General features: G+C 35.5%; 23 protein-coding genes and 1 pseudogene. 22 read left to right on the top strand and 2 right to left on the bottom strand.

Annotated elements, in window-relative coordinates:
• Positions 1-7 precede the first annotated feature (7 nt).
• The 8 genes and pseudogenes from AC59HZ_RS11835 to AC59HZ_RS11800 all read left to right on the top strand — a co-directional run bounded on the left by AC59HZ_RS11835 (position 8) and on the right by AC59HZ_RS11800 (position 8,673).
• Positions 8-607 carry a YesL family protein gene (locus AC59HZ_RS11835; protein ID WP_496545988.1) on the top strand — a complete coding sequence of 200 codons (600 nt, stop codon included), beginning with the start codon at positions 8-10 and terminating at the stop codon, positions 605-607.
• Positions 608-857: 250 nt separating this feature from the next.
• Entirely contained in the window at positions 858-2,141 is a 1,284-nt protein-coding gene (locus tag AC59HZ_RS11830) for an ABC transporter substrate-binding protein (protein ID WP_496545987.1), read from the top strand.
• A 79-nt stretch (positions 2,142-2,220) separates the two neighbouring features.
• The gene (locus AC59HZ_RS11825) at positions 2,221-3,099 is read left to right on the top strand and encodes a carbohydrate ABC transporter permease (RefSeq protein WP_496545986.1); all 879 of its coding nucleotides are present in this window, start codon (positions 2,221-2,223) and stop codon (positions 3,097-3,099) included.
• Positions 3,100-3,103: 4 nt separating this feature from the next.
• Positions 3,104-3,982, top strand: coding sequence for a carbohydrate ABC transporter permease (locus AC59HZ_RS11820; RefSeq protein WP_496545985.1), 879 nt, complete (start codon positions 3,104-3,106; stop codon positions 3,980-3,982).
• A gap of 48 nt (positions 3,983-4,030) precedes the next feature.
• Positions 4,031-6,205, top strand: coding sequence for a 1,3-beta-galactosyl-N-acetylhexosamine phosphorylase (gnpA, locus tag AC59HZ_RS11815; RefSeq protein WP_496545984.1), 2,175 nt, complete (start codon positions 4,031-4,033; stop codon positions 6,203-6,205).
• A gap of 14 nt (positions 6,206-6,219) precedes the next feature.
• Positions 6,220-8,265: a beta-galactosidase gene (locus tag AC59HZ_RS11810; protein ID WP_496545983.1), complete on the top strand. Its 2,046-nt coding sequence runs from the start codon at positions 6,220-6,222 to the stop codon at positions 8,263-8,265.
• Between the two features lie 15 nt (positions 8,266-8,280).
• A pseudogene (locus AC59HZ_RS11805) lies at positions 8,281-8,478 on the top strand (fructose-bisphosphatase class II); the annotation flags it as partial.
• Between the two features lie 51 nt (positions 8,479-8,529).
• Positions 8,530-8,673, top strand: a complete 144-nt coding sequence (locus AC59HZ_RS11800; RefSeq protein ID WP_496545982.1) for a sporulation histidine kinase inhibitor Sda — start codon at positions 8,530-8,532, stop codon at positions 8,671-8,673.
• A gap of 215 nt (positions 8,674-8,888) precedes the next feature.
• Here AC59HZ_RS11800 and AC59HZ_RS11795 read toward each other — a convergent pair whose 3' ends face one another.
• Positions 8,889-9,584: a response regulator transcription factor gene (locus AC59HZ_RS11795; RefSeq protein ID WP_496545981.1), complete on the bottom strand. Its 696-nt coding sequence runs from the start codon at positions 9,582-9,584 to the stop codon at positions 8,889-8,891.
• Positions 9,585-9,782: 198 nt separating this feature from the next.
• Between AC59HZ_RS11795 and AC59HZ_RS11790 the strand changes: the two genes are divergently transcribed.
• The 8 genes from AC59HZ_RS11790 to pdxR all read left to right on the top strand — a co-directional run bounded on the left by AC59HZ_RS11790 (position 9,783) and on the right by pdxR (position 18,792).
• Positions 9,783-11,426, top strand: a complete 1,644-nt coding sequence (locus AC59HZ_RS11790) for a flavin-containing monooxygenase (RefSeq protein ID WP_496545980.1) — start codon at positions 9,783-9,785, stop codon at positions 11,424-11,426.
• Positions 11,427-12,161, top strand: a complete 735-nt coding sequence (locus tag AC59HZ_RS11785) for an SDR family NAD(P)-dependent oxidoreductase (protein ID WP_496545979.1) — start codon at positions 11,427-11,429, stop codon at positions 12,159-12,161.
• Between the two features lie 105 nt (positions 12,162-12,266).
• Complete coding sequence (locus tag AC59HZ_RS11780) at positions 12,267-13,229, top strand: alpha/beta hydrolase (protein WP_496545978.1); 963 nt, start codon at positions 12,267-12,269, stop codon at positions 13,227-13,229.
• Positions 13,230-13,525: 296 nt separating this feature from the next.
• Positions 13,526-14,341, top strand: coding sequence for a hypothetical protein (locus AC59HZ_RS11775; protein ID WP_496545977.1), 816 nt, complete (start codon positions 13,526-13,528; stop codon positions 14,339-14,341).
• A gap of 12 nt (positions 14,342-14,353) precedes the next feature.
• Complete coding sequence (locus AC59HZ_RS11770) at positions 14,354-14,674, top strand: replicative helicase loader/inhibitor (protein ID WP_496545976.1); 321 nt, start codon at positions 14,354-14,356, stop codon at positions 14,672-14,674.
• Positions 14,613-15,977 (top strand): replicative DNA helicase, encoded by a 1,365-nt coding sequence (gene dnaB, locus AC59HZ_RS11765; RefSeq protein ID WP_496545975.1) that lies wholly within the window; start codon positions 14,613-14,615, stop codon positions 15,975-15,977. Before AC59HZ_RS11770 ends, dnaB begins: the two co-directional genes overlap by 62 nt.
• Positions 15,978-16,236: 259 nt before the next feature.
• Positions 16,237-16,716, top strand: a complete 480-nt coding sequence (locus tag AC59HZ_RS11760) for a hypothetical protein (RefSeq protein WP_496545974.1) — start codon at positions 16,237-16,239, stop codon at positions 16,714-16,716.
• 645 nt (positions 16,717-17,361) lie between these two features.
• Positions 17,362-18,792 (top strand): MocR-like pyridoxine biosynthesis transcription factor PdxR, encoded by a 1,431-nt coding sequence (gene pdxR / locus AC59HZ_RS11755; RefSeq protein WP_496545973.1) that lies wholly within the window; start codon positions 17,362-17,364, stop codon positions 18,790-18,792.
• Positions 18,793-18,943: 151 nt separating this feature from the next.
• Here pdxR and AC59HZ_RS11750 read toward each other — a convergent pair whose 3' ends face one another.
• A complete protein-coding gene (locus AC59HZ_RS11750) occupies positions 18,944-20,137 on the bottom strand; it encodes a benzoate/H(+) symporter BenE family transporter (protein ID WP_496546051.1) in 1,194 nt (397 codons plus the stop codon).
• 391 nt (positions 20,138-20,528) lie between these two features.
• On the opposite strand from AC59HZ_RS11750, the gene AC59HZ_RS11745 reads away from it, so the two are divergent.
• From AC59HZ_RS11745 to AC59HZ_RS11720, 6 genes are all read left to right on the top strand, one after another.
• A complete protein-coding gene (locus AC59HZ_RS11745; RefSeq protein ID WP_496545972.1) occupies positions 20,529-21,368 on the top strand; it encodes an aminotransferase class I/II-fold pyridoxal phosphate-dependent enzyme in 840 nt (279 codons plus the stop codon).
• Positions 21,369-21,915: 547 nt separating this feature from the next.
• A complete protein-coding gene (dltX, locus tag AC59HZ_RS11740) occupies positions 21,916-22,065 on the top strand; it encodes a teichoic acid D-Ala incorporation-associated protein DltX (RefSeq protein WP_496545971.1) in 150 nt (49 codons plus the stop codon).
• Between the two features lie 235 nt (positions 22,066-22,300).
• The gene (gene dltC, locus AC59HZ_RS11735; RefSeq protein ID WP_496545970.1) at positions 22,301-22,537 is read left to right on the top strand and encodes a D-alanine--poly(phosphoribitol) ligase subunit 2; all 237 of its coding nucleotides are present in this window, start codon (positions 22,301-22,303) and stop codon (positions 22,535-22,537) included.
• Positions 22,534-23,766 (top strand): D-alanyl-lipoteichoic acid biosynthesis protein DltD, encoded by a 1,233-nt coding sequence (dltD, locus tag AC59HZ_RS11730; RefSeq protein ID WP_496545969.1) that lies wholly within the window; start codon positions 22,534-22,536, stop codon positions 23,764-23,766. Before dltC ends, dltD begins: the two co-directional genes overlap by 4 nt.
• Before the next feature lie 474 nt (positions 23,767-24,240).
• Positions 24,241-24,786 (top strand): DUF1003 domain-containing protein, encoded by a 546-nt coding sequence (locus AC59HZ_RS11725; protein WP_496545968.1) that lies wholly within the window; start codon positions 24,241-24,243, stop codon positions 24,784-24,786.
• 856 nt (positions 24,787-25,642) lie between these two features.
• The gene (locus AC59HZ_RS11720; protein ID WP_496545967.1) at positions 25,643-26,224 is read left to right on the top strand and encodes a helix-turn-helix domain-containing protein; all 582 of its coding nucleotides are present in this window, start codon (positions 25,643-25,645) and stop codon (positions 26,222-26,224) included.
• Positions 26,225-26,234 lie beyond the last annotated feature (10 nt).

Below are 26,234 nucleotides of genomic sequence, written 5' to 3'. Positions count from 1 at the left end.
AAAGATAATGAAAGGATTATTTAACTTTGATGGACCATTGTACAAGTTTTGTGTATTAGTTTATGAAACCTTTATGTTGAATTTATTATGGTTTATAGGAAGCTTGCCAATAGTGACAAGTGGAGTTTCCACTTCTGCACTATATTATGTTTATGGAAAAAAGGTAAGAGAAAATAGCTATAACATTTATAGTGACTTTATTAAGGGATACAAAGAAAATTTTAAGCAAGCTTTACCTATAGGAGCAGTTATATCAATAATTTTATCTTTCAGTATTTATAACATATTTAAATTAAATAAAATGGGCAGTACTTACCTATGGCTTCAGGGCTTTCAACTATTTATTATCTTGCAAATACTACTTATAAGTGTTTTTATATTCCCTTTAATAGCAAGGGTTAATATGAAGCTTATTGATATACTTAAGAATTCACTTATATTAGCTTATAAACACATAGTTATAAGTACTACCTCTGTGGCACTCCTTATAGCACTCATATTATTTACCATATATAAGCTTTCTTTTGGATTATTTTTCGTTAGCTTTTATGCTCTAGTTTCCACCTATTTTATTGAGAAGGTACTTAAAAGATATATTAAAATCTAAACCTAGTAATAAATTTTAGATCAATACATGCCCTGGTCAAAAAAGATTCAGGCAGAATGTAGCAAATAAACGGCTATTTGTGATGCGTACCGAAATGGTGCGCTTATTTTTTTATTCGGGCTTACCTTTAATTAATTATGCTCCTTAAATCAAAAGGATAATATTAATCAATAAAACATTAATATATATCATTCAATAAAAGTGTAAAAATATTTAAAATTTAACTATAAAGTGTGAAGGGGGAAAAAAAATGGTTAAAAAGAAATTATTTAAAAAAATAAGCTTAGCTTTAGTAACAGCAACATTACTAAGCACCGTTGCTGTAGGGTGCTCAAATACAAACAGCACATCAACAGCTAGCGATAAAAAGGTAACACTAAAAATGGCTCTTTGGGGAGACGACGAGTATAAGTATATGACAGAAACTAATAAGATAGCAGATGCTTATAAAAAGGTGCATCCAAATGTAACTATTGAAGTGGAAAAAATTGCAAAAACCGAATATGACAATACAATGAAGATAAGAAGCACAGCAAATCAGCTGCCAGATGTATTCCCAATCAGACAAGCAAATCTTTCACTCTATGGTGATACTATGGTACCTTTAAATGATTTAAAGGCAACTGAAAACAATTTATATGCTAAGGAAACTATGATTAAAGGAAATGTAATAGGGTTACCAGAAGCAGTATTTAATGAATTTGTTTATTACAACAAGAACATTTTCAAAGAATACAATTTAGAAATACCTAAGACTTGGGATGAGTTTATAAAGGTTTGTCAAACAATAAAAGATGGTAAGAAATATACACCACTTGCATTGGGCTTAAAGGATTCATGGGTAAATTATCCATTAAATGAATATATGCCAATGCTTGAAGCAGGAGATGGACAATACTACAACAAGATGGCTACTAAGGATGATCCTTTTACAAAAGGACAGCCATTCTACAAAGCATATACAAAGATTCAAAAATTGTATGATGCTAAGGTTTTTGGAGATGATCCACTTGGCTATGGTTGGGATCAACAAAGAGCCATGTTTGTAGCCGGAAAAGCAGCTATGTTTGCAGCTGGCTCCTGGTATAAGAGTGATTATAACCAAAATGGAGGTAAGGATGAGAATTTAGGAGTTTTCTTATTACCAACAAGGAATACTACCAGCGATCCATTCTACACTACTGCAATGACTGAATTCTTCTGGGGAGTTCCTAAAACTAGTAAAAATCAAAAGGAAGCAAAAGAATTCCTTGAATGGTTCTTTGGTGATTATTATACTCAGCTTGCTACTACTATTAATATAAAGCCTACAATGAAAGATGTAAGTTACAATGATCAATTCTTTGCTCAAGCCTTTGATGGTGTAGATGCTAAGTCAGTAACTGTTTTCTATGATGATAAATACAACAAGGTAAAGAATGCCATGAAATTTGACGTTAATGGTATAGGTCAACAGATGGTGACAGGAAAAACTAGTTTAGATTCTATAATGAATGATTTAAATACACAATGGAAAAAAGCAAGAGGTAATTAAAAAATAATTAATCTTAAGAAGAATAAGGTGCCTTTAGCTGCTTTATTCTTCTTTTAATTTGCAGGCTAGGAGGCGGGTTATGTTTAAAAATAATGTAAAGATGCAGAAGAACTTAGTACTAGTTACATTTTTATTTATTCCCACTATATTAATAAGTTTATTTATGATTTACCCATTAATAAATCTAGTAGCATTAAGCTTTACAAGCTGGGATGGACTGAGTCTTAGAAAAACCTTTGTGGGATTAACAAATTTCAAGAAAATATTATTTGATTCCCCGGAGGTATGGGTATCGCTAAAAAATAACGGTATATATTTTGTGGGGCATTTACTTTTTATACCTATTGAATTATTTTTAGCATTTTTATTAGACAACAGAGTGAGACACAGTAAGATGTTCAAAACTATTACATTTTTACCTTATATGATTAACACAGTTGCAGTTGCCTGTATGTTTATCTTTCTTTTTAGCTCACAAGATGGAGTGTTAAATAGTATGCTGCAGTTTTTTCATATGGATAAAATAGGATGGCTTAGCGACCCGAAAATTGTTAATTATTCTCTTACTGGAGTTTCTCTATGGAAATTTTCTGGTATCCATATAATACTTTTTTTAGCGGCATTTCAATCTCTTCCAACGGACATGATTGAAGCATCTATTATTGATGGAGCAAGCACCTTTAAACAGTTTTATCACATTGTATTACCAAATATAAAGCCTGTTGTTGAAATCGTATTATTTTTGAACGTGAGAGGAGCCTTGCAGATATTTGATATTCCTTATGTTATGACTAGCGGTGGTCCAAATCATGCTAGTGAAACTTTTACAGTACAAACAATAAATACAGCCTTTCAATATCAAAATTTTGGATTAGCCTGTGCAATGGCCATTGTATTGATGATAATAATAATAATTTTCTCCATTATTCAAAAAAAATTATTTAACTTAAAGGGGTGAGAATATGGAAGCTAACTTAGAAATAAAAAAGGAAACCACTATTAATATTACAAGGAGATCTGGCAGTGGAGGAGGAGTACTAAAAATACTATTATTTATATTTATATCAGCTATAGTAATTTTGCCAATACTAATTACAGTTTTTGCATCATTTAAAAGCTTACCTCAGATTGGTTCAGAATCAGCACTTAAACCACCTGCCAGTCTTAATTTTGAAAATTATAAAGAGGTTCTTAAAAGTGCAAATGTGTTTGTTGGATTTAAAAATTCCATGATATTGGTTGTAGCTGCAGTTGTTATAAATTCTATACTTAGCACTATGGTTGCATATTGTTTAACTAGATTTGATTTCAAGTTAAAAAAAGCATATTTTGCTATATTCCTAGTTGGATTAATCATACCAGGTATTGTTACTGAAATATCAAGATTTGGATTAATGACTAATATTGGTGTATACGACACTCTTTTAGCACCTATACTCATATATGCCGGTGCAGATTTAATGCAAATATACATTTATAATCAGTTTTTACAGCAGATACCGGTTTCAGTCGATGAAAGTGCCATGATGGATGGAGCATCTTATTTTACAATTTACTGGCGAATAATTTTTCCTATGGTGATTCCTGCAACAGCTACTTTAGGCATACTTAAAGCTGTTGATGTTTTAAATGACATGTATATACCATTTTTATATATGCCAGGAGTCGAGAATAGAACTTTAAGTACATTACTTTTTAATTGTATTACTGATCCTAGAACTTCTTCTATTCCAAAGCTAAGTGCAGCAGCGGTTATAGTTATGATTCCAACTCTAGTAATCTACTTTATATTCCAGAAATATATATTTAGTGGAATAGCAGCAGGTGCTGTGAAAGAATAGTGTGTTGAAGTGAAAATCCAGGGTTCCGAGTAAAAGGAGGAAAAGGCAGTGATAGAAGATTTAAGAAAAGGTAGATTTACTTTACCGGCAGAAACAGGAATTGATAATGAGGTTAAAAGAATTATAGAAAAATGGGGAGCAGATGCCATTAGAAATAGTGATGGTACTATACTATCAAAGGAATTAATGGATATGGCAGTTAAGGTATACACAACCTATTTAACTGTTAGAAATGATCAACAGTGGGCCTATTCCCATAGAGATCAACTGCAAATGCAGTATTTAATGTCTAAGCATAATACCGCTGCAAACGAGGTGTTAGAAATAGACCTTTTAGATGGATACTTTAATAGACAATTTGAAATAGATAAGGACCATGATATTAAAAGATATTGGGAGGTTATAGATAGAACTAGTGGCGAGTTGTTAGATGTGAACCACTGGGAGTTTGATTACAACACTCAAAAGGTTGTAATCAACAATGCTAAAAAGTGGCACAGATATACTGTGAGTTTTTTAGCATATCAAGTTTGGGATACAACTCAAATGTATAATCATCTAACAAATAATTGGACTACAGCACCGGAGATGCCTTATGATGCAATCCATGAAGAAACCAGGGAGCATATCTTTAGCTATTTAGATAATTGGCTTAAAGAGAATCCCAGCGTAGATGTTGTTAGATTTACTACATTTTTTTACCACTTCACAATAGCTTATAATGACAAAGCAAAGGAAAAGTTTGTTGATTGGTTTGGTTACAGTGCAAGTGTAAGTCCAAAGGCCATGGATGAATTTGAAAAGATTAAAGGCTACAGGCTGAGAGCAGAATCTTTCGTTGATGAAGGATATTATAATTCCCCCTTTAGAGTACCTTCTAAGGAATTTTTAGATTGGATTGATTTTGTTCAAGGCTTTGTATCTGGAAATGCTAAAAAATGTGTTGATTTATGTCATAGCTATGGAAAAGAAGCAATGATGTTTTTAGGTGATAACTGGATTGGAACAGAACCTTATGGAGATTATTTTGGAAACATTGGACTAGATTCAGTGGTAGGCTCTGTGGGAAGCGGAGCTACTTTAAGATTGATTTCCGATATTCCTCACGTCAAATATACAGAAGGAAGATTTCTACCATATTTCTTTCCAGATACCTTTTATGAAGGTGGAAACCCAACAAAGGAAGCAGTAGAAAATTGGGTACAAGCAAGGCGTGCAATACTTAGAAAGCCAGTTGAAAGAATGGGTTATGGTGGATACTTGAGTCTTGCACTAAAGTTTCCAGAGTTTGTAGAGAAGATAGAAGAAATCACTAATGAGTTTAGAGAAATCCATTACAAGATGGAAGGAACCAAAGCGTATACTGCCAAATTTAAAGTAGCTGTGTTAAATGCTTGGGGAAAGCTTAGAAGCTGGCAGACTAATATGGTGGCACATGCTTTATGGTATAAGAAAATATATTCATATGTAGGGGTAATAGAATGTTTAAGTGGAATGCCAGTTGATGTGGTTTTTATGAGCTTTGAAGATATAAAGAAAAAGGGCATACCGGAAGATATAGGTGTAATTATAAATGCTGGTGATGCTGGCACAGCATGGTCAGGAGATAAGTATTGGGTAGATGATGAAGTAACAGGTAAGCTAAGAGAATGGGTACATAATGGAGGCGGATTCATTGGTATAGGTGAACCAACTGCATATCAGCATCAAGGTAAGTACTTCCAGCTCTCAGATATACTAGGTGTGGATAGAGAAATGGGCTATACATTAAGTTACACTAGACATGATAAGGCTCAAGAGGAGACCCACTTTATATTACAAGATCAAAAGTCAGAGATAGATTTTGGCGAAGGAATGAAGTATGTATATAGGGTTAGCGATAACACACAGATTCTTTCAATGGATAATGGAGATATAAATCTTGCTGTGAACGAATTTGGCAAGGGTAGAGCAGTGTATATTTCAGGACTTCCTTATACACCAGAAAACGTAAGAATTTTATTAAGAGCTTTATATTGGGCAGCAGCTAAAGAGGAGGAAATGTTCACTTGGTATACTTCAAACAGCAATACTGAGTGTGCAGCATACCTGCAAACAGGCAATGTGGCAATTATAAATAATTCAGATAAAGTCCAGGAAACAGAAGTTTACAGAGATAAAAATAGTGCTGTTAAGCTTTCATTAAAACCTTATGAAATAAAATGGATTTGTATGGAGCTATAAGGAGCGATATTTCCATGATTAATGATAAAATTAACGGTTTTTTTTATGGTGCGGATTATAATCCGGATCAATGGGATGAAGAAGTTTGGAGAGAAGACATAAGACAAATGAAGGTTCATGGAGTAAATGTTGTAACTCTCCCTGTATTTTCATGGGCAAAATTGCAGCCAAGTGAAGAGGAATTTGATTTTTCATGGTTAGATAAAATAGTAAATCTTCTATCTGAAAATGGTATTTTCATAAACATGGCTACACCAACTGCAGCGCAGCCAGCTTGGATGAGTAAAAAATATCCGGATATTACAAGAACGGATATTTATGGCCGCAAACGTAAACATGGTGGAAGGGTGAATTTTTGTCCAAATAGTCCCAACTATAAGAGATTGTCAAGTACTATAGCTGGAAAAATGGCTGAACATTATAAAAATAACCCAGCAATTGTGTTATGGCATGTTAACAATGAATATGGTGCCTATTGTTACTGTGAAAATTGTAGACAAGCTTTTATACAATGGTTAAAAAATAAATATTTAACTTTAGAAAATTTAAATAGATGTTGGTATACAAGTTTTTGGGGTCATACAATATATGACTTTGATGAAATTGAGGTACCATCTGCTTTAACAGAGATTTTACCAGGTGCTTTAGCAGGAAGAGATGGAACTTATTTTCAGCCCATGGCTATAGATTACAAAAGGTTCATGTCAAATAGTTTGTTAGAATGCTTTAATGGAGAAGTGCAGGAAATAAGAAAATATCATAAAGAAACATCTATTACTACTAATATATGGAGTATTAGCCATGAGTTAGACTTATTTAGGTGGGGAGAACAATGTGATGTTGCTTCTTGGGATAGTTATCCGTCAAATAAAGATCATCCAAGTGTAATTGCTTTTAGACATGATGTGATAAGAGGATTAAAAAAAGGAAAACCCTTTTTATTAATGGAGCAAACACCTAGTCAGCAAAATTGGCAAGCCTATAATGCTCAAAAAAGACCAGGGGTAATGAGGCTGTTAAGCTATCAATGTATAGCCCACGGTGCAGATGGAATAATGTTTTTTCAATGGAGGCAATCTCTAGGAGCCTGTGAAAAATTTCATGCTGCTATGGTGCCTCATGTTGGACATGAAAATACGCGGATGGGAAAAGAACTAAGCCAATTAGGCAAGGAGTTACAATACCTTCAGGATAAAATAATTGATTCTAGAACTGAATCAAAGGTAGCAATAATTATGGATTGGGCTAATTGGTGGGGAGTAGAATATTCAAGTGGACCTAGTGTAGATTTAACATATATTGATAGAATAATGAAATACTATAAAGCCTTATATGATTTAAATATACCGTTAGACATAGTTGAACCTACCTCAGATTTATCAAAATATGAAATAGTAATAGCTCCTCTTTTATATATGGTTAGTGATGCCTCTATAGAAACTATTAATAAATTTGTAAGCAGGGGCGGTACATTCATAACAACATTCTTTAGTGGGATTGTTGATGAAAATGATATTGTAAGACTTGGTGGATATCCAGGTGCCTTTAAGGAACTGCTTGGTATATGGGTAGAAGAGGTTGATGCACTATATCCTGATATGAAGAATGGAATAAGGGCAGAAAAGCAGCTGGAGGAAAATGAGCAAACCTTTGAATGTAAATTAATATGCGAAGTAGTTCACAATGAAAATGCAATTGTACTAGGAACCTTCACAGAAGATTACTATAAAGGCTTTCCTGCAATAACAGAGAATTCTTATGGAAGTGGAAAGGCTATATATGTGGCATCGGAACCAGAGGACAATTTAATAAAAGTATTAATTGAAAAATATTGCGAAGAAAAGAATATTAAACCTATATTTAAAACTGATGCAGAGGTAGAGATAACTAGAAGAGTAAAGGAAAATAATGAATATATATTTATATTAAACCACAGCAATATTTTACAAAAGGTATCACTTGGAAAAAACTCATACACTGATTTATTCAATGGAGAGATTTTAGAAAATGAAATAGAAATTGAACCAAAAGATGTATTAATTTTAAAAAACTCGGGTTAGCTACCTGAGTTTTTACTGGACGACCTTGTAAAAGGGGATGATGCCATTTTTGCAGCAACAGGAGTTACTGATGGCGAACTTTTAAGAGGTGTACAATATCAAGGGAATATAGGTACAACACATTATGTTGTCATGCGTGCTAAATCAGGGACAGTTCGCTTTATAGAGGGGAAACACAGTTTTTTCAAAAAAACAGACTTAGTAATAAAATAATTCGGGAAAATAGGTTCTGTATTATGCAGTAATTAAATGGAGTGAAAAAAGATGCATAAACTTAGTACTGAAAAATTAGTAGAAGCATGCAAAAATGCTATTGAGCTCAATCTAAGTAAAGACTTTATTAATTTATTATTTAATGAACTCAATAAAAGATTTAGTGATAATTCAGTCATATATAATAATCAGTAATTAAATCTGAAAAGTTTTATCCTTAAGTTTCTTCTAGAAATATTGTAACTAGTTATTGGTTACTTTTTTAACTTATTTGAAAAGATAAAAAGGCCACATCAAATGTAGATGTGGCCAGGAGTTAAGGATGCCATGCTTGGTGCCCAAATTTTTAAAATTACAGATCACATGAATTGAAGGGGAATGCGGCGCTAATATTTTTGTTCAATTTAAGGCTATGAAATAATCCCTTTCCTAAATAATTCTCCAATTGCATGTGAACGATTATTTGCGCCGATCTTTTTAACCGCAGTCTTTACATATTGATTAATCGTTAATTCGCTAATTTTCATATTATCAGACATTTCTTTTGTGCTTTCTCCATATGCTATCCTTCTCATTACTTCTAATTCTCTTCGACTTAGGATTTGCATTCCCTCTTCTTTATTCCAATTAGCGATCACTTTTCCAACTAATTTCCCATAAAGGGTAAAAGATGATAGCAGCTGATCATCGATCAATGAACCTTCTTCAAAATCTGAGCTGCATATATAACCGAAGACAAACGAACCAAAGCAAATCGGAACAACTAACAGGGAATTAAAGTTGGAAGTAATGGTATATTTGCTGCCCATTTGTTTAAGATATTCAAGCCCTTTGCAAAATTTTGCTTTCTTTTCACTAATCGCTGAAAAAATAATGGGAATAGAACGAATATCATCACGTATTTCACCAATATGTACCCCCCCGGTAGAATCGAGGAAAATTACTCCTTCAGCGAGATAGCCTAGAGGAGAGTATCTTAGTAAATAAGAATTTTGGACAGGGAAAAGTTCCATGTAAATCTCTAATATTTTAAAAAGCTGCTCCTCGTGACTTGAAATAGACCCAAGCCCCTGAATAGATTCTTGAATGGTAGAGTAAAAAACCATAAAACATCCCCTTTTTTTAGGGATATTATACTCTAAAAATACGGAATATTCAATTATTTCAAAAAGGTATAGACTTTAAGATAAACAGCTTGAGATGTCCACCTTGAGATGAACCCAAAAGTGTTAGGAGGGAGATTTTTCAAACAAAACAGGTAAAATGTTATTTTCATTTTGATTGAAAGTTGGGGAGGTAGGTAAATGATGTCAACAAATCAAGTTAATTACTTGGATGCAGTCGTTCTAGGAGCTGGTTTTTCTGGATTATATATGCTTCATTATTTACGAGAGGCGGGCTTCTCTACACGTGTCTATGAAGCTGGGGACGGGGTAGGTGGTGTATGGTATTGGAACCGTTATCCTGGAGCACGTTGTGACATCGAAAGTATTTATTATAACTATACTTTCTCTAAAGAACTTTACCAAGAGTGGACTTGGACTTCTAGATATCCTGAACAGCCGGAAATCTTACGTTATCTTAATTTTGTAGCAGATAAATTTGATTTGCGTCGGGACATTCATTTTAATACACGCATTACTGCTGCACATTACGATGAAACAAGTAACAGGTGGAAGATTCAAATGAATGATGGTACAAGTGTAACTGCAAAGTATTTCATTTCAGGCGCAGGATGTCTTTCTGCTGCCAATCTGCCTAAATTTAATGGCTTAGAAAGTTTTGAGGGTGAGTGGTATCATACCGGCAAATGGCCTCAAGAAAAAGTGGATTTTAAAGGAAAGCGGGTTGGGGTAATTGGCACTGGGTCAAGTGGTGTACAGGCTATCCCCGTTATTGCAAAAGAAGCGGATCACTTGACTGTTTTTCAGAGAACCCCACAATATACAATGCCAGCCAGAAATCACCCTTATGCTCCAGAGTTTATTAATCAAACGAAAGCAAACTTTAACGAAATTAAAAAACAGATGCGCGAATCCCAAACGGGCAATGGAATCCAAATTCGTACTATCTCAGCTCTATCGGATCCACCGGAAAAACGTCATCAGGTATATGAAAAGGCTTGGGAAGAAGGGGGTTATGCTTTAACATCCGCTTATTACGATCTTTTAATTAATGAGGAGGCGAATCATACCGCTGCTGATTTTATCCGGTCGAAAATAAAAGAAATCGTCCATAACCCTGAAATCGCTGAAAAGCTGCTTCCAAACTATTATTTTGGCACAAAACGTCCAATCTTGGACACTGATTATTATGAAACATATAACAGAGAAAATGTCACGTTAGTTGACGTCAAGAAGACGCCAATTGTAGAGATTACTCCAAAAGGGCTTCGAACAAAGGAAAAAGAGCATGAACTAGACATCCTTGTTTTTGCTACCGGTTATGACGGGATGACAGGACCATTATTTAAAATTGATATACGAGGCAAAGACGGAGTGTTACTGAAGGAAAAATGGGAAGAAGGTTCTATGGTAAGAACTTATCTCGGTCTTGCAACTGCTGGTTTCCCTAACTTCTTTATGATTACGGGGCCTGAGAGTCCGTCCGTACTAGTAAATATGCCAACGGCGATTGAGCAGCATGTTGAATGGATTGGCGATTGTTTAGATTACCTGCGTGAACATGATATAGAATTTTTCGAACCAACGGTAGAGGCAGAAGAAGCATGGAGCAAGCATTGCCGAGAGGTTGCGGAAATGACTCTTTATGTGAAAACTGATTCCTGGTACACCGGTTCAAATATTGCAGGTAAACCACGGAGTTTCCTCATTTATCTTGGGGGATTTGACACATATAAGCACAAATGTAATGAAGTTGCTGCTATGGGGTACAATGGATTTACTTTGTCTACTAAAGATAGTTTCTCGCAGAAAGGGAGTGTATAAATGTCTTTAAAAAATGGTGTAGCGTTAATTACTGGAGCTGGAAGTGGCATAGGCAGGTCTGTAAGTTTTAAATTGGCAGAAAAGGGAATGTGCGTCGTTGTTGTTGACTTAGATGAAAAAGGAGGAGAAGAAACACTTTGTCTTATAAAAGAAAGTGGAGGTGAAGGGATTTTTATTCAAGCAGATGTATCGAAAAACTCTGATGTAGAAAAATATGTTTCCACTGTTAAAAACTTGTATGGAAGAATAGATGTGTTTTTTAATAATGCTGGTGTTCTTAGTAAACCAACTCTATTAGCCGATTATAGCGAGGAAATGTTTGATCGAGTGATAGCAGTGAATTTAAAAGGTGCTTTTCTAGGACTTAAACATGTATTAAAGGTCATGGAGGAGCAACAATCTGGGGTGATCATTAATACAGCTTCGACAGCAGGCGTTCAAAGTACAACTTATTTAGGGGGATACTCTGCGTCCAAGCATGGGGTAATAGGTCTAACGAAAACGGCCGCAGTAGAATATGGATCAAAAGGGATAAGGATAAATGCTATTTGTCCAGGCGGTGTCGAAACAAATATGACGAAACATATGGATATGAATAACCCTGAGCAGAATGGTCCACTTGGAAGACCTGCTACACCTGAGGAGATAGCTAATGTTGTTTACTTTTTGGTATCAGAAGAAGCTAGTTATATGAATGGTTCTATTGTTACAATCGATGGTGGATTAACAGCATAATTTTTTAAATGAGAAGTAAGTAGATTATTGAATTGTAAACGTATACATTGCATTTCTCTGAATAAGTTCAAATAGAAGAAATAATGATTTAGGGGGTATTGATATATGAAAAATAGAATTGATCCTGAATTAAGAGAGGTACTTGAATTATTTCCGCCACTTGATTTAGACAATCTTGAGGCGACAAGACAGGGTATGAAGGTAATCTCGCAATCTATTGATATCCCCGTTGATGAGTCTGTTTCAATTTCTAACAGAATGGTACCTGGTCCACAGGATCATCCTGCCGTTAGGGTACGAATATATGAACCGAAGGAAAAAAATGGTGTTTCACCTGGCCTATTATGGATTCATGGGGGCGGTTATGTCCTTGGCATTCCTGAAGGGGATGATATTTTGTGCCAACGGTTTGTGACAGAAGCGAATTGTGTAGTAGTTTCCGTAGATTATCGTCTCGCTCCAGAACATCCGTACCCAGCAGGATTAGAAGATTGTTATGCTGTGCTGAAATGGTTTTCTGAACATGCATCTGAATTAGGGGTTGATTCCTCTAGGATTGGAGCAGCGGGAGCAAGTGCTGGGGGCGGATTAACCGCAGCACTTACTTTACTTGCAAGAGATCGAAAAGGTCCCGAATTATGTTTCCAAATGCCATTATATCCAATGATAGATGATCGTAATAATTCACCGTCTAGTATAGAAATAACAGGTAATATGGTGTGGAATCATGATTTGAATCAAAAAGGTTGGACTATGTACTTAAATGGTGAAAATGGTACAGATCATGTATCCAAATATGCAGCCCCAGCGCGAGCAACTGATTTATCAGGTCTGCCTTACACCTATACATGTGTAGGACAATTAGATCCATTTCGTGATGAAACACTGGATTACGTAACCCGCCTTTGTCGGGCTGGCGTTGATGTTGAATTCCATCTGTATCCGGGGTGTTTTCACGGATTTGAAGGTGTCGTGCCAACCGCTGCAGTTAGTCAAAGGGCACTGACCGAATATATTGGTGCGGTTAAAAATGTTCTTAATCGTCATTCACTTGTAAAAAAAGGTTAATTGTTCTCGAGGATGCTTCAAGTTGGGGATTTTTGTAAATGAAGGCTTTGTTCAATCTACACAATTTACAACATTATTCCCAAAAATAAAGGTCTAAATAGATAAATATTTATTTTAATCCGCTAATCAATGTCTTAGCGGATTTTTTTTATATGCAAAGCAGTACTTTTTGCCATTACACTTCCACCAGTTCACCAGAATGTCATAAAAAAACAAAAATTATTTCCACTTACCTAACCATTTCCCTTCCTTATATCTATATAAAGGATGAATGAATAAATAAGAGGTGACAGGATATGTGCGGTTGGGTGAAGTTATATCGGGATGTGCTGGAGACAGAATTGTGGAAAGAGGTTGTTCCGTTTCGACTATTTTTGCTGTTGTTGATACAGGCATCTCGGGAAGATGGAAAAATGGTCTGCGGGATTCCTTTGAAAAAAGGGCAATACATCAGAGCGTATTCGAAACTAGTGGAAGACCTTGGTTACCGGGAAGGCAGAGGAGAGAAGCTGTATTCAAAAAGTACAATTAAGCGGGCTGCTGATAAACTAGTCAAAAAAGGATTGATCACTACAGAAGAATTAAGCATCGGAACTCTATTTACTGTCCTGCGGTATGAGGACATTCAAAATGGCGGGAATATTGATTTTTTTTGCCCTCCCATTCACGGAACGATGATGCAACAATCAGGAAACTTGCACGAAACGAATGTGCAACTAAATCAAGAAATAGAGAAGAAAGAGAAAGAAAAAAATGAAGATGATCAGGAGAGTTCCCTCCAGTCGGAAGGGGAATATGAATCGAGAAAAAATGCGATCACTGAACGGTTCATTACACTGCGAAACCGGGGCAGGGTTTTGTCTGTAAAGGACATAAATGCATTGGAGAGAGTGGCGAAGCATAATATTCCGTTAGATAAGCTTCTAGACTGGATGGAAGAGACGTATTTCAATTACATAAAAAATACCCCAAATGGAACGATTAACAGCATGGTATATTATGAAACTGCGATTTTAACACGAATACATAAAAGTAAAGTGAAAAAACATAGTAAATCTGAAACGCTGCAGGAAAGAATAAGGCGCCTAGAAGAACAGGGGCGTCTTGGGTAAGGGGTGCTAGTGATGGATCATATTGAGGCAAATCAAATTCTAGAAAAAATTGAATCTATCTATACCCAGTTTAGAATCAGTGATGAAACGATCATTCTATGGATAAAAACCCTAAGTGGAATGGACTACAACCGGGTTCTGCAAAATCTGATGTCATACATAGCAAAAAGCCCTTTTCCACCCACCATTTCAGACATTGCTGCTTTTTGTGAAAAAAGAAATCCATTTCCCGATAAGATGAAACAATGGGAACAGGAAGGGAGAGAGCGAATTGAACGGGACAAACAATATGCAGTTAGGAAACCTTTGCCAGAGTGGCTATTATGCCGATGAACAAACTGAACTACTTGAGGCAGAAAATATGGTTTTGGGAGCGGTCTTTTTAGAGCCGTCCATCATCCACGAACTTATTCTGGAACCACAACATTTTTTCCAGAGAGGTAATCAGTTCATTTTTAAAGCGATGTTGGAACTTCGGCAGCAAGAACGGATGATTGATATGATCACCATGATGGATCAACTAGGTACGGGAAAACTCCAAGCCATTGGCGGTATTAGTTACCTTTCCCGGCTGTCCGTTACATGTCCGTCGGCTGCTAATGTTGAGGAGTACCAAAGGATTGTGCTGGAACATTATAAAAATCGAGAGCTGAAGCGGGTTGCAGCTAACTTTTTAAATAATGGAAGTATGGAGGACGCAGAACGCTTCTACCAAACCTATATCCACATGCAAGAGCTCGGCCGGGTGCATAAGGATACGAAACAGGATGTCATTATGGAGATTTACGATGAAATGTATGAAGACCATGGTGACCTTCAGGGAATCGATACAGGGTTTGTTTCGCTCAATCAAATGACAAGTGGATGGAATAAAGAGGATTTAATTATCCTGGCTGCCCGACCTTCAGTGGGGAAAACGGCTTTTGCTTTGAACCTGGCTATGAACTGCTGTAAAAAAGGCGGTGTTGTTGACTTGTTTTCTCTTGAAATGCCTAACAAGCAGCTCGTTAAAAGGATGTTAAGCAACCTAACAGGAATAGACGGCGCCAAATGGAGGAATTCTTACCGGCTTTTTACGGAGGAGGACCGAGCAAAAGCAACGACAGCGCTTGAGATTTATTACAAATGGAATTTCCAAATCGATGACCATTCCACACAAACTGTCTCCGACATCCGTGCAAGGATACAAAAGACAAGGCGGGAATTTCCAGACAGCGATTATCTTGTAGTAATCGACTACCTTCAGCTAATTTCCGTAACGGGGAAACATGACCGTCATGATCTGGCGATTGCCAGTATCACACAAGAATTGAAACGGATTGCCAAACAATATCAAGTTCCGATAATTCTGCTATCCCAATTGTCAAGGGGAGTGGAACAAAGAATTGATAAACGCCCCCGGATGTCTGACCTCCGAGACTCTGGCAGCATCGAACAGGACGCAGATGTGATCATGCTCCTTTACAGGGATGAGTACTACAATAGAGAAAATGAAGAAAACAAGATTATTGAAATTGAGATTGCTAAGCAGCGAAATGGCCCGGTTGGAACGGTTAAGATGGTGTTTGAGAGAGAAGTTGGTGTGTTTGTGGATGTTTTGGATACCAAAAAGAAAAGTCTTAATAATGAGCTTTGATAGATTTAATTTCCTTAAATGGCCCAGTACAAACAAAAGACAGCTCACAAGGGTAGCTAACAAGCCTGCTTCTTTGGTTGTTTTATTTTAAAAACATTAAAATTAGAAAATACAAATGTTATTTTTTTGTAACTTTAGAGAACACCTTTTGATGGTAAGATAAGGATATAAGAGCCTTCAGGATTTTCCACATGTTTTTTTGCGATTTATGGTTTCAATCAGGAATTTGCATAAATCAAACAAAAAAGGAGAATGGAAGATGAAAAGGAGAAATGTAGTGATTGGTGCTGCCGTTACGGCGAGTGTGGTAACGACGATTGGGGAATTGATTTATTCGCTTCGGGAAAGTAAGCAGCAACGGAAGTTGGTGCAGGCAGATCAGAATGAAACGGCAATAGCCAATGAAGAAGCATCGTCAGTTAACCAACAAGAAACAAATAGCAATAAAGTAGCAGTGAAGAATACCAGTGGGGAGATCATGAATGCTGTTAAGAAGTCCCGAGAGCAAGTCATGAGTGCTATTAAGAAAGCCCGAGCGGAAGTAAGGAATGCTGGAAATAAATCCCGAGAGGAAGTCATGATTGCGGGTAAGGAAGTTGCAGCAGTCCAGGAAGAAAAGCCGAAAAAGATAGGCTGGCTTATGCAGTGGTTAAACAGTGAAAGTAAAATCATCTCCAACATGGAATTCCACCAAAAGGAGAGCCAAAAACAGAATCAGCCGGAGGAAAGACAAAGCTAGCCAAGTTGAGGCGTTAAAGTAACAAAAAGAAGGGGAGAAAATTCCACTTCTTTTTTTTAATGCTGAAATTATAGAGGGATAAATTTCTTTCTCTTATTTTTGAAAATAGCATTTCTGTGAAATATGTTTTAGGCGATTGTTAATCTTTTCTTATGAAGAGAGGTTTATGAAGTTTATGGGATAATAAAGTGGTTGGTTAAATTTATATTGAATTGGATGGTTAATAATTTTGACAAATAAACTAATATTAATTTGTGGCGAGTTGACTTTAATCAATATATAGCTGCAATCCTCATAAAATAAATATTATTTTGTAACCTAAGAGGTGTTACATGAAGATATTAGCTTTTTTGGTAATTATCGTAATTGTAATATCGATAATTGCTACATTGCTAGTAGTTGGAAAAGGTGACGAAAACTACAGTAGTTCAACAAAAAGAAACACTACAAATTTGACTTTGATTTATGCAATTTCTATTCCATTAATTCTAATTGCTCTTGGAATATTTATTGTGTTTTTTACCTAATGAATAAGCCTATTGTCGTAATGACGATAGGTTTTTTTATAATAAAGGATTTTTCCTGATAGTAATAAAAAAGAAAATAATAAGACCACGAAAAATCATTTAAAAAGGAATGTTGAATATGGAGTGGAAACCAGATCGAAACGCCAAAAAAGCTATATATAAGCAGCTTGCCGAATTTATCGAAAATGGAATTGCAGATGGTACTTTTCCTCCTGATAAACCACTACTTTCCGAAAGAAAATTAGCTAAGGAATTTAGCGTAAACAGAAGTACAGTAGTTGCTGCATATGATGAGTTGGAATCAAATGGACTGATTCAAAGGAAAAGGGGAAGCGGGACGACAATAAGTAAAGATATATGGGGAATTACCAAGAAGCGTATACCGAGCTGGAACAGATATATCGAGGCAGGCTCGTTTTTACCAAATCAACCTGTAATACAAATGATACGAAAAGAAGCAGTAGAACATAAGTTGATCAATCTAGCAAGCGGAGAATTGTCGGAAGATATTTTTCCTTTGAAATTCTTACGGGAGATTACCTCAACTAGATCTTTTATTGGAAGCTTAGGGTATGATCATCCACACGGGAACGAGGTATTAAGGGATACCATTACAAAGCATGTCAGGCAGTGTCGTAAAATTGAAACAAATCCTTCTTCTATCTTAATTACATCAGGGGCACAACAAGCGTTGCACTTGGTTGTTCAATGTCTGTTAAAACCAGGAGATGCAGTTGCTTTAGAGGATCCCTCTTACAATTACAATCTTCCAATATTTAAAACAGCAGGAATTAAACCATATTATTTACCAATAGGTAAGGATGGTATTAATCCGGATGATTTGCTGACATTATATAAAAAACACCGAATCAGAATGATATTTTTGAATCCGGCTTATCAAAACCCCACAGGGACGTTACTTAGTGAAATTAAGAGGAAAGCTATTTTAGAAATATCTTCTGAATACGGGATTCCCGTAGTCGAGGATGATCCATATAGTTTAACTTCTTTTACAGGAGAAGAAGTCTCAACATTAAAATCGATGGATATCCACGGAAATGTATTATATATAAGCTCTTTATCAAAAATCGTTGCTTCTGGGTTAAGGATTGGCTGGATTATTGGACCAAGACCGGTGATTGAAAGGTTATCCGATGCGAAACAACAAATTGACTTTGGGCATGCAAGTTTTACTCAATGGATTGCAAATGACTTTCTAGAATCGGAAAATTTTAATTTGCATATCAAAAGATTGGTAAAAGAATTAGAGAAACGAAGGAATCAAATTGTCACTAGCCTAAAGTATTATTTAGGCGATTTAGTGGGATTTTCCATCCCTCAAGGAGGAATTCATTTATGGTGCAGGGTGAAAAAAGACTATAATGAAATGCATTTGCTGGAAGAATCAATCAAAAGAGGAGTCATTTTTGTCCCAGGTTCAACAATGGGATCAAAAAAGGGGTTTGTCCGTTTTACTTTTGCAAGGGAAGATGAAGAATCAATACATGAAGGAATCAAAAGGTTTGCAGATGCACTAAAATTCCTTTAATTACAACTACATTGTGGAAGCATAAAACTAATTATAAGCTTATTAATGCTAGCAGGTTAGATAAAGGTAGAATTAATTAGATAATTTCTACCTTTTTTATTATTATCTCATTTATTTTTTAGAAGTCTTTCATTTAATACATAATTCAAACTTATGCTGTTTTGTTTACCCTTTTTTTGCTTTTCTCTTCTGTATTATTTTCGATATATCGAGCAATGAATGAACCTATAAGTAAGGACCAAACCGGAGCACTAATACTTAGAAATGTAGTACCGGATAAAGTAATAATAAAGGCAAATACAGTGCTTATTTTTATTGAATGCTTCGAGAAAGCCTGATGCAAACTATTTCCGAACACATTTAGTAAAGAAAATCCAACAATTATTGAAATAAACTCCTTCGGCAGAGCTTGAATAAGTGGAACCAGTTTCCAGGCAAATACACCGTAAACTAAAAGAAGAACACCAGCTAATACAGCCCCCATGTATCTTTTTTCCTTTGGTCCCGCTTCTTCATCTGAACAGATTGCAGTTGCCATACCTGCGATATTTGCGGACTGACCTCCAAAAAAGCTAGTTATTAATGAAAATAGCCCACTAAAGGAAATAATTTTATTTACCGGAGTCCGATAATCATTTTGTTCCAATGCACCAATCGCAACTGCTATATCATTACTTAGAATAAGAAGAGTAAGAGGGATAGATATCGAAAGTATACTTAATGTATTAAAGTCAGGTAACTGAATTTTAGGCATAAACACTGCTGAAGTTCCTTCAATGCTATTCAATGGATAGAACAGGTTCAAAACAATAAACCCAATAATAATTGCTGGAATTACAGGTGGGAACTTAAGTTTCCACCTAAAAAAAATAAAAAAGGTGATTAAAGAAAATAATCCAACTATAAATAGGTTGGTTATGGAAACAATAAAATTCACCATATAGTTGGTTATCATCCCTGCCAGCATTGCAGAAATTATTTCTTTAGGCACTAACTTAACAAATTTTAAGAAAAAACCAAAAAATCCGATGATGACCATTAGTATTGCTGAAATTAAATATGCTCCAATCAATTCAAAAAAGGTAAACTGAGAGGTCATCGTTGCCAAAAATGCTACACCAGTAAGTGTATGACCACCAACGATCGGTATCTTACTACACATAGGAAGAATAATTCCGAATAACCCACCAAATACGTAGACTGCAAATATCCATAAAATCGACTGGCTTGAGCTGAAGTTTCCATTTGCAGATGCTTTCAATATAAGAGCGGTTGGACCTGTTATGACGAATATTCCCGCAGTCAAACCTGCCGAAATATTTTTATGATTGAAATCATTTAAGATAATTTATTCCCCCTATTCCAGATGTATTCCTTCTTTTCCCCTCTATTGGCTTATACAATATTTACCTATTGCACGAGAAGACCCGTTAGATACAACTCTCATTCTATTAAAGGTTTATCAGTTTTTAAAACATCCAATCATAGGTTTTTATTACCATCCATTTACATTTAAATAGTAAGGACTGTATTCTATCTTTTTCTATGGAGTGGATGGTTAAAAAAGAGTATAAGTGGATGATTAAAAAATGTTTTAATCCTTTATTATTGTATTGTGTATTTGATGTGAACAAAAACTTGTATATATTACAGTTTTTTGTGAACCTGTTCACAAAATTTTATCCTTATTCTTGTAATTAAATAATTACAGACTTTAACTTTAAAGGAGTGATAAAATGAACGAACTTGTCAAGAAGCTAAATGAAGATTTAATTAAATATAATTCCAATGTGTTTGATTTATTATCTAATTTGGGCAAGAAGCTATACTATCCAAAAGGAATCTTAAGCCAAAGTGCTGAAGCAAGTAAAAAAGCTAATCGTTTTAATGCAACAATAGGAATTGCAACTGAAAAGAATGTCCCTATGCATTTTGAACATATACAGGAAACATTACAAGGTTATTCCCCTGAGGATATTTACACTTACGCACCGCCTTCTGGAAAAATGGATTTACGCTTGGAATGGAAACGGAAGCTTCTGTGTGAAAATCCATCCATGGATGATAAAAGTATTGGGCTTCCTATTACAACCAATGCCTTAACCCACGGCTTGAGTCTTGCTGCTGATCTATTTGTTAATGAGAATGACGGTATTATCCTACCAGATAAATATTGGGGAAACTATCAAACTATTTTTCATGTTCGACGAGGCGGCCATCTTAATACTTTTAAGCTTTTTGATGAATTAGGAAAATTTAATGTTTTGGCATTCAGGGAACGTTTAATGGAACAACAGGATAAAGGTAAGGCAATCGTACTGCTAAACTTTCCGAATAACCCTACAGGATACACCCCTGCTGGAAGGATCATTGCAGAATTTGTAATGGTTTATCCGCCTGGAATCCCAATTTTTATACCGGGTGAAATTATAACGGAAGATAATATAGTATTTACAAGAAAAAATATCGAAGCCGGTCTGCCTGTTCAAGGTGCAGAGGATGAACAATTAAGAACACTTCGAGTTATCAAAGAACATTTAGCATATAATTATGAAATCAATAAGACGGTGAAATAGATGAACTTTACAAAATTAATAGAGCATACATTACTTGGTTTCTCCATTTTTGAAAGGTAAGTAGTATAAAGGGAATTGGATGGGCAAATTTTATGGTATTTGGATGGTCTATTTTAAGGATCTTTCTTTTGTTATATTGGTTAAATCTCTAATAGAGGTGCTTTAAATTTGGCTTTAGCAAAACTCTTATGTGTATTTATATATTCCAGTGCATTCATTATGGTTTAAAAGTGCTTTTGTCGAGTCTAAAAATATTCATAATGTTGTACTTTATGTCCTTACTTACTGTTATAAATGAAAAACCGGTGCTGTTAGTGAAAGCACCGGTTTTTCATTGTTTTTTTGGGAAAATAAGGATAAAATTCAGACTCTTTTCATTGAATTTTAATGAAAAAAAAATTTAAGCAACATATGTTAATAACATCAATTAATAGATAACCCCTTAACCCTTTATTGCCCCATATTTGGTTTTGATTCGCCATTAAACTTTGAAGTAGTAAAAAATTTGATTGATAAGATGGACTAATTTTATTGTGAGGTGTTCTTTATGGGCCAAAAAATAAAGGCTTTTGTTTACCAAGAAAAAGTTAGGTGGGTCTGCAGATTTTTGTATTACTTGGTTATTCTTCTCTTGCTGTTTTTTATGTATGGATTCAATGATGCAAGTGCAGGATCGTATATTTACAATGATTTCTAATTAAGGGGGGATTTCCTATGAAGTTATTACAAACCATTCAAGACCTTGCTGTTTCACAACCGGAAACAATGGCCTTTATCTCTGATACTAAACAAATCACGTATAGTGAAGTTTGGCGCGGCTCAGAGTAATTAACGGCATTCATTATGGCTCAAAATTTGATCACCTTCCACGTGGTTTGTTTTGGATTTTATATTTTTTCAGGACATTTTATTAATTAAGGAGCGTAATGACAATGGAATTTAAGAATCAAGTAATAGAATTGGTAGCGGAAGTTTGTCAGGATGAGGTTGTGAAGGAAAATCTGGATCTTGATATATTTGAATCGGCTTTATTAGATTCATTCGGAACGGTACAGTTACTTGTTCTAATCGAAGAACGTTTCGGGATTACGGTCCCGATTACAGAATTTGACCGCGATAGTTGGAACACTCCGAACAATATCGCCCTCCAATTGGATGCTAGAAGATGAAAAAGCCCGTTTTTCTTCCGATTTTTCTGGCATTTTTTGTGCTATTTATTCTGGTAATCATACCAGATCAATGGATCATAAGCCTGATTTCGAAAAATCGAATCAATCAAGCGGCGACAGAATTGGATCCACTTATGTTTCAAGGGAAGTATATCCAGCAAAAAATGCTGGAGGATGATCATTATCTGCCCATCTATGGTTCATCAGAACTGGCAAGGCTGGACCGTTTTCATCCATCGGATTATTTCCAGGAAGTGCATGAAGGGTTTACACCGTTTCTTGTGGGGCGGGGCGGGAGCGAGTCGCTGATTCATTTTTTAAATTTTTCCGAGCATATCGATCAGCTAAAAGGTAAAAAGATTGTTTTTGTATTGTCACCACAATGGTTTAATAAAAATGGTGCAGATGAATCACATTTTGAACCTAATTATTCTTCTTTACAAGCGTATGATTTTGCCTTTAATCAAAAGATTGACCCTCAGGTGAAGAAAAAAGCAATAAGGCGTTTATTAACCTATTCATCTGTTAAAAGTGATCTGATTCTGTCTACTCTTTACAAATCGGAGATCACGAATGATCCATGGGCCCATTGGGAAGCAATCGTGCTCCGCCCATTGGCTGCTATTTATCGTGATTTGCTTGAGAAAAAGGATTTATATCACTCCTTGACAGGAGGTTCTCCCCGTAAACGAGATATCGCCCAAATCGTTAGAAATAAAACGTGGAGCCAATTGGTGCAGGAGGCAGACCAATATGGTGCCAAGCGGGCGACGAACAATCACTTTTATATCGTAAACTCGAAATATAATCAAATAAAAGGTCTCCTGCCAGCTTTAAAGAATAAAAACATTCATGAATCGTATGGAAAGTCAAAAGAATACGGAGATTTCCAACTTGTGCTTGATGTATTAAAACAATCTGGTGCAAAACCGTTATTCATTTCTGTACCAGTCAACGGTTATTATTATGATTATACAGGATTTCCTAAAAGGGGGCGTCTTGTCTATTATGCCAGAATTAAAAAACAAATTGAAGCTGAAGGATTCCAGGTCGCGGACTTCTCCAATCATGAATATGACCCTTATTTTATGAAGGATAGTATTCACATTGGCTGGAAAGGCTGGGTTTACACGGACCGGACCATTGAACAATTCTATCTGGGGCAGGAAACAAAAGTCGCCCATGTTAACACGGATGAACCCTTTGAAGGAAGGTTCAAAAAGAAATAGATTAGTAATAATCAAAGCTTTTAGAAGTCCTAATATGTTGAATCAAATTATTACATCGAAATACGACTGGGAGTCACAACCGAATTAACTCTCTTTATCCGCGGGTTAAATTTTTAGCTGCATCTAACAGAGCCAAAGCTCGGTTTGGGGGATTCATTTTTTTTGCATTCCTTTATTAAGTGTGCAAGACGATGCCTTTCAGCTGAGCTGAAGGGCATTTTTATTTGGTAGAGCTTGGACATTTGCAGTGACAAGTCTCTGGAAAGACGAATAAAATATAGAGTTAACAAATTGATTCTTGAGAGGGGGTTAAGCCATTCTATGAATGGTCGAAGTTCCTTTGAACCGGAGCCAGAAATAGCTAGTCTATTGGCAGTCGGATTAATAATAAAAACCATATTAGAGAGTGGCTTCAGCTTCTCTCCTACGGGATAAAGTTGGATCTGACTGCCTTGTAAAAAGGAGGTAGTTAAAATGTCAAAAAGGTTTTTATCTAAAAAACCACCGAAAAGTGAAGAAGCAGCCCAAATTCAGGGCTTTGATATTGAGTTAAATCAGGAAAATACTCGCCGAATTGATCGGCTAGTCGATAGTTATGAAAAGAGTATTCTAACCAACTTAGATGAAGCATACCAAAGAAAAACAAGCTGGTCTGATCGTTTGGCAGATCGAATTGCAGCCTTCGGCGGAAGCTGGAAATTTATCATTTATTTTGCAAGCTTCTTGTTTGTTTGGATAGTATGGAACACCTTGCCATTTACTCGATTCCATTTTGATAAATCGCCATTTATTTTACTGAATCTTTGCCTATCTTTTATTGCAGCCTTCCAAGCTCCTGTGATTATGATGAGCCAAAACCGGCAGGCAGCACGGGATAAGCACGAGTCAATTATTGACTTCGCCATTAACTATAAAGCAGAGCAGGAAATTGCCGATTTGCAAAAACACCTTCACCGATTGGAAGGCGAACTGATGGAAATTAAGAAGCTTCTACAAGCTTCAAAACAATCGAATGAATGAAAAAGATAAATGACCCTTAGGGATGGATTATTCTCAGGGTCATTTTAGTTTTCTCGAATTATTGACCAAGTGTTGAGGATTAGATGTGTTATGATTACAACTATTATAGGAGATGGGGAACGATTTGTAGTTCTTTTTTATTTTCAAGAAGAATGGTAAGAATCCCTGTCTAACCCGCCACTCACTTAAAACGATTGTTCCAAGTGTGAAGCAATTGTAGAAAAGTTGGGTTAAATCGGAAAAATAAGGAAGGTTCTTGCTTTAGTATATTTACCGGCTATTTCTAAATGGTAAAATTGAAACAAGTATTGATTACAAAGATATCTTTACATAGAATCCCGCGTCGTTCTGTATTCATCTATGTTAGGTAATAAAATGTTTAATGACTTTTAATAATAAAATACATCTTTGAAGACGGGAATGGGAATATTTTGAATCAATCAAGCGTGATGATTTTTTAAAGATTGTACTTAAACTATTTTGGTGCTTATCTCGAATGATTTAGGCATTGTTTTTCAACAGTGTATGGCAAACTGGGATACCGAAAACGGCTAATTGAATGGAGAAGCATAAAAGTTTTCTACTCTCCTTCGAGTAATTGGCGCTTTAGTTGAGTAAGGCACAATAAGATATCTCTTTTTCATATTTTTATTATTTAACAATCTAGGCGCAAAGATCTAATAGATCAAGCGTCTTTTTTTGTGCCAGATTGTGCAATTCTACGGACTGTTCTTGAGAGAATATATGATAACGTTAATTAAATCAATTTCATATTTATGAAATTATTTCATAATATATTGCGTATTATACTGATATATATTATATTATTCACGAATGTGAAATTTGGGGTGAAGTGATGAATATAGGAATGGAAATAAAGAAATTGAGGACTGAAAAAGGAATTACTTTGAAAGAGTTAAGTGAAAAAAGCGAACTATCTGTTGGATTTCTGTCTCAATTAGAAAGGGGGCTTACAACTATAGCGGTTGATTCACTTGAAAAACTAGCTGATATTTTGGAAGTACATTTAACCCATTTTTTTGATTATCCACATAAAAGGAAAGATATGGTTCTTAGAAGTTATGAACAGGAAATAATGGATTCCGTAGAAGGTGGTTTTATTAAGTATAGTTTAAGTACAAATTTGGAAAATAAACAACTTGTTCCAAGGCTTATAGAAATTCTTCCTCAAAAGAAAGATGAAGAAATATTATCCTATAAGCATGAGGGAGAAGAGTTCGTTTATGTTTTAGAGGGAATATTAACCGTTTACATAAATGGCGAGAGGCATGAAGTGTATCCTGGTGACAGTGTTCATATGGACTCAAATATTGCCCACAATTGGGCTAATTACACTAACAAAAAGGTCAAGCTCATAGCTGTTAATACTCCTAATTATATCTACAATAGGGAGATTTATACGACAGATGCTGATTAGTAGAGAAATT

It is taken from the genome of Neobacillus sp. DZ-9 (assembly GCF_059587065.1).
This window is presented reverse-complemented; position numbering and strand designations above follow the sequence as displayed.